This is a genomic window from Candidatus Zixiibacteriota bacterium, from assembly GCA_022865345.1.
Taxonomy (GTDB): Bacteria; Zixibacteria; MSB-5A5; order MSB-5A5; family RBG-16-43-9; genus RBG-16-43-9.
The window spans coordinates 1-4,394 of sequence record JALHSU010000121.1 but is presented as its reverse complement, the minus strand read 5'-3'; the positions used below and the strand labels follow the sequence as shown (position 1 = coordinate 4,394).

Here is a 4,394-nt window from a genome sequence, read left to right as displayed (position 1 = left end):
TCATGTATTATGCTAATGCTAACGGTGATAACAAGATAACAGTTGCGGATGTAGTATATCTGGTCAATTACCTGTTTAAGGGCGGAGCCAAGCCTGTTTGCAATTACCCGATTGCTCTTCCGTAATCTATCCATCTGGATAAGTTGGTGATTTTAAACAAGCGCCCGCCCCCGTCATTGCGGGGGCGGGCGCTTGTTTTTCTTTCCTTTAACCTCTGATATCTCAGCCTGGCATTCGTAACTGTTTTGAATTGAGTAATCTCCGAAAGAACTTGACGAAGCTTGAAAAAAACCTTAGACCCGTCCGGCTGAAGTAGCTAACCTGAAAATATTTTGACACCCTGTGTCTGTCAAAGGACGGACATGCTTGACCTACAGGACTGTAAGATGCTCAGATCATCTAACCAGCTCAAAGGCTTTCCAAAATCTTCTGGATGATTTTCGGCAGAGCTTTCTCTAATTCAGGGGTAAGGTCGGTGCCATAGGTTTGATAATCTTTAGGCACAATCCCGAAAATAACTATTTCAGTTTTCTGATTTTTCTGCTTTATCAGGTTCAGGACCTGGGGAATGCCGAACTGATGAAGAGAAGTCAAAAGTTTCCTTTTTCCCGAAATCAGGTCATCTGGCGATAGACGATAAAGAGTTCCAGGTTTGTCATCAGAAGCTAAGGCGTCGATTATGATAACCTTATCTTTTCCTTCCATAAAAGTCAGAAGGTCAAAGGAGGCCGTTCCGATATCTGCCAATTCCACGTTCTCCGGCAATTTCAGCCCGGATAATTCCTGAACAATATGCACCCCTATTCCTTCGTCAGTTAATAGTAAGTTACCAATACCAGCGATCAAGATTTTCTTTGCCATGTATTATCTCCCTTGAAATTTATGAGTATATTATAATCTCAATTTCAGATTTTGGCAATTTAATTTATTGACGTAGGATTACTGAATAGGTATAAATATTTTTTGAAAGATCCCCCAAAAAGATTTGTTGATTTTTGAAGAGGATTTTGGTATAGTTAAAACAAAGAAGGGGTTTATGGATGCAGCAATACCCGGAAAGCGCTAAAGTAATCAAGGAAGAGAATCGGAATTTCCTCGATAAGGTTCGACCCTGGATTGAGCTCGCCACCTTTTTTATCGCAATGGGGGTCCTACTTGTGATGGTATGGAATAGCCTCCAAACTCAAGAATCAATAAAACTCACAAGGGATTCAGTCAATAAGCTTGACACCGGCTTTGCATTGACAAGAGAAGCGAATAATGTGATGAGTGGTCAACTGGATGTTATGAGAAAAGATTATGCATTAGCGGAAAGCACATTTATGGTAGAAAGAAACAAATCGGTAGCTGAAATAAAGGATATGCTTGAGAAGGGTAAACCAAAAGTAATCATCTCTTGCACCAAGGTGGATAGTTCAAGTTCAGGCTTGACTGCATATATAGATTTTACGAATGAGGGAGCTTCTGATGCAGAGAAAGTGGAGATTTCGGTGATTATAAAAAAGGCTCAAATCCCTAAAGATAGCACAGTATATCCTGGCTCATTGCCCGAAATCAGTAAGCATCATGGCGTCAATCTCAGTTTTGTTGCACAGTCGTATCGAGGAGAAATTCTAATTAGAGCAAAAGTTAAGTATAGATGGTCAGCATATGATCTGGTATACGAATCAGAGAAATTCTTTAGATATTCTTTTGAAAATGAAGACAAGGCATATCATATTCGACTGATGGATGATAATGAAGCAATGAAGAGATGGTAAAGGAATTATGGAAGAGGAGAAGGAGTCAAGGGTTTTTATCGGTAAATCTTTAAGAGTTTTTGTGAGTTACTCTACACGTGATAAAAAAATAGCTGGAGCAATCAAGCAGTGCTTGGAGCAATACGGCATGGACGTTTTCTTGGCCCACGAGGATATTACTCCAAGCGCTAAATGGCAAGAAGAAATAATTAGAGAATTGAGACAAAGCGATGTATTCCTTCCATTATTGACAAAGAACTTCCAGGGGTCTGAGTGGACTGACCAAGAAACAGGAATAGCATTTGGAGACGAAAAATTTATTATTCCTCTTAAAGTCGACATTGACCCTTACGGGTTTATTTCGAGGTTTCAGGCTTTAAAATTCGAATATGTAATAGAAATTGACGAGTATGAAAACGATAAGTACTCATGTATTGATTCGAGTCTTAAGATTATTGAATCAATCTTCAATAATAAGAATCTGAAAGATAATCTTCAGGACTGTCTTATCAAGTCATTCGTCGGGAGCACCAGCTACGTAGACGCAGCAGATAAAGCCCAATTATTGTCAAAACTCGACGATTTTTCCAAGGACCAGATTAATGAGATTGTCAGAGGAAGCATAGAGCAAACGCAGGTTCACAAATCTTGGAAAGCCCATAGCTTTCTGAAAGAGTTAATTTCGAAACATGATAAAGACATTGATCCCGTTAGAAAAAAGGAGCTATCTGAACTAATAGAATTATATAGATTGAAATTTGAGTGATAGGGACCGGACTTTTTCTGGACTTCCTGAACCATTCAAAGCCCTATGGCATGTTAGAAGCAGACAGTAAATTGGACCAAATTATGCAAAGGAAATAATTGATGCCAGAGAAGCATTTACTATTAAAAACCCAAAAGAATGAGATATATAAGATTCTCTTGGATACTGGGTTAGAACCTGCTAACTTTTCGTGGTCAGAAGAAGCAGGCATAAGTCATCCTGCCTTGACAGTGTCGAGATTAAAGTTCAGAGATGGGCACTTCTACTTTCAGTTTGATTTCACTGATTACCTAGGTACACTTCGTCACTATTCCAGATTTTCGCCTGGAAGAGAAAAGGCGGTTGATGATAATTATACAGACAGTTGGGGTGCCCAAAGAGCATACGCTCTAGAATGGGCTAGGCATCTTAAACGTGAAATTGAGGCTCCTGATTTGTGGCAGGAGATAGAGAAGTATCAGGCCACATTCTCACTAGTGCCTCCCACCAAGTTGTTAAATGAGCCTATCCCTGCATACGAAGCAGACCAGATTGGTGAGGCACTTCGTTTACTGACTGGCGAAATAAAGAAACAGTTCAAGCTAACTACTCAACAGAATGAATTTGTCCGTTCAAAACTGGATTATTTAGCAGATGCTGCAAAACGTCAGCCTCGCCTTGATTGGGTTCATACCTGCATAGGTGTTCTTATGACAATAGCGGTGGGGCTCGCTATGGCTCCTCAAGAAGCTAGCCGACTTTGGCAACTTTTTAAAAATCTACTTGGGAAATTCATTCATTTGATTGGGCCATGATCTGGGTAAAACAGATTTTGTTTTGACAGATAGCTATAATAAAAATAGGAGATGATAATTTAAAATGAAGCTTCCGAAGTCGCTTATAGTAGCCATAGTGTTATTGCTCGGAATGGGAGTTATAGGTTTACTCCTCAAAATTCTCAATAATTTTGAACCTCTTAGAGATTTTGCGGACTTTGCTTTAGTTCTCACTTTAGCAGCGCTATTGGCCTACGTGTACTTCACATATCTACTTGCGAAGGACGCTTGGACTCTAAGCTCATCTTTCATACTAGAGCCACTCCCCAACGACCCTTATCATTATCTTTTTATCATTAGCAACCCAAGCAAACATACGATAGACTGCTGGTGTAACCTACATGCACATGTCCTCGAAAAACCCGTAGCACTGAGTGGGTTTTATAATGGCGAATGGCCATTCACTGTTCAGCCGATGAGTGGCGCTAGAGGGCATTTCGATATAAGGGGTATTTTAGAGAAAGCAGGTTGTGTTTTGGAGGATATTGAAGAAATGGAAAATGGTACTCCCACGGAAAAACTCCTAACACTTGATATTGAGTTTTGGTATCATCCTTCTGCAAATAAGAATTTAATACAAAGACCCCCACAACAGCATTATTACTTTGATTTCTCCCGCAAGATCATGGTGTTAGCTGTTTAGACAGTAGTGGGTCAGGAGTAATCGTAGGCCAGAGCTCAGGACACCGGACCTACAATTACCTTTTTCATTCTATTAGAAATAAAAAGGGGATCTAAAAGATAGATCCCCTATGTTTAAACCTTAATCTTCCTTAAAGAACTCTGACCTTCTTGACCTCTTTATCGGGCTCGAGTATATGAATGGCACAGGCAAGGCAGGGGTCAAAGGCCCTGACCACTCTCAAAGGCTCGATCGGATTTTCCGGGTCAGCTATTGGAATTCCGATCAAAGCCTGTTCCATTGGACCCAACTGGTTTTTGTCGTCTCTGGGGCTGGCGTTCCAGGTTGTGGGAACGACGCACTGGTAGTTGTCGATCTTCTTGTTTTTAATGGTAATCCAGTGGCCCAGAGCGCCCCGGGGACCTTCAGTCAGACCCATACCTGTGGACTGG

The 4,394-nt window shown here is 40.8% G+C and carries 6 protein-coding genes; 4 read left to right on the top strand and 2 right to left on the bottom strand.

What is annotated here, in order from left to right; translation table 11 throughout:
* Window positions 1–408 precede the first annotated feature (408 nt).
* Window positions 409–861: a HyaD/HybD family hydrogenase maturation endopeptidase gene (locus MUP17_05265; GenBank protein ID MCJ7458382.1), complete on the bottom strand. Its 453-nt coding sequence runs from the start codon at window positions 859–861 to the stop codon at window positions 409–411.
* Between the two features lie 179 nt (window positions 862–1,040).
* Here MUP17_05265 and MUP17_05260 point away from each other — a divergent pair, with 179 nt between their 5' ends.
* The 4 genes from MUP17_05260 to MUP17_05245 all read left to right on the top strand — a co-directional run bounded on the left by MUP17_05260 (window position 1,041) and on the right by MUP17_05245 (window position 3,963).
* Window positions 1,041–1,760: a hypothetical protein gene (locus tag MUP17_05260; protein ID MCJ7458381.1), complete on the top strand. Its 720-nt coding sequence runs from the start codon at window positions 1,041–1,043 to the stop codon at window positions 1,758–1,760.
* A 7-nt stretch (window positions 1,761–1,767) separates the two neighbouring features.
* Window positions 1,768–2,505 (top strand): toll/interleukin-1 receptor domain-containing protein, encoded by a 738-nt coding sequence (locus MUP17_05255; protein ID MCJ7458380.1) that lies wholly within the window; start codon window positions 1,768–1,770, stop codon window positions 2,503–2,505.
* Between the two features lie 101 nt (window positions 2,506–2,606).
* Window positions 2,607–3,299 (top strand): hypothetical protein, encoded by a 693-nt coding sequence (locus MUP17_05250; protein MCJ7458379.1) that lies wholly within the window; start codon window positions 2,607–2,609, stop codon window positions 3,297–3,299.
* Between the two features lie 64 nt (window positions 3,300–3,363).
* Window positions 3,364–3,963: a hypothetical protein gene (locus tag MUP17_05245; protein MCJ7458378.1), complete on the top strand. Its 600-nt coding sequence runs from the start codon at window positions 3,364–3,366 to the stop codon at window positions 3,961–3,963.
* Between the two features lie 130 nt (window positions 3,964–4,093).
* Here the strand turns inward: MUP17_05245 and MUP17_05240 are convergent.
* The coding region (locus MUP17_05240) for a nickel-dependent hydrogenase large subunit (protein MCJ7458377.1) at window positions 4,094–4,394 on the bottom strand (301 nt) is incomplete at its 5' end.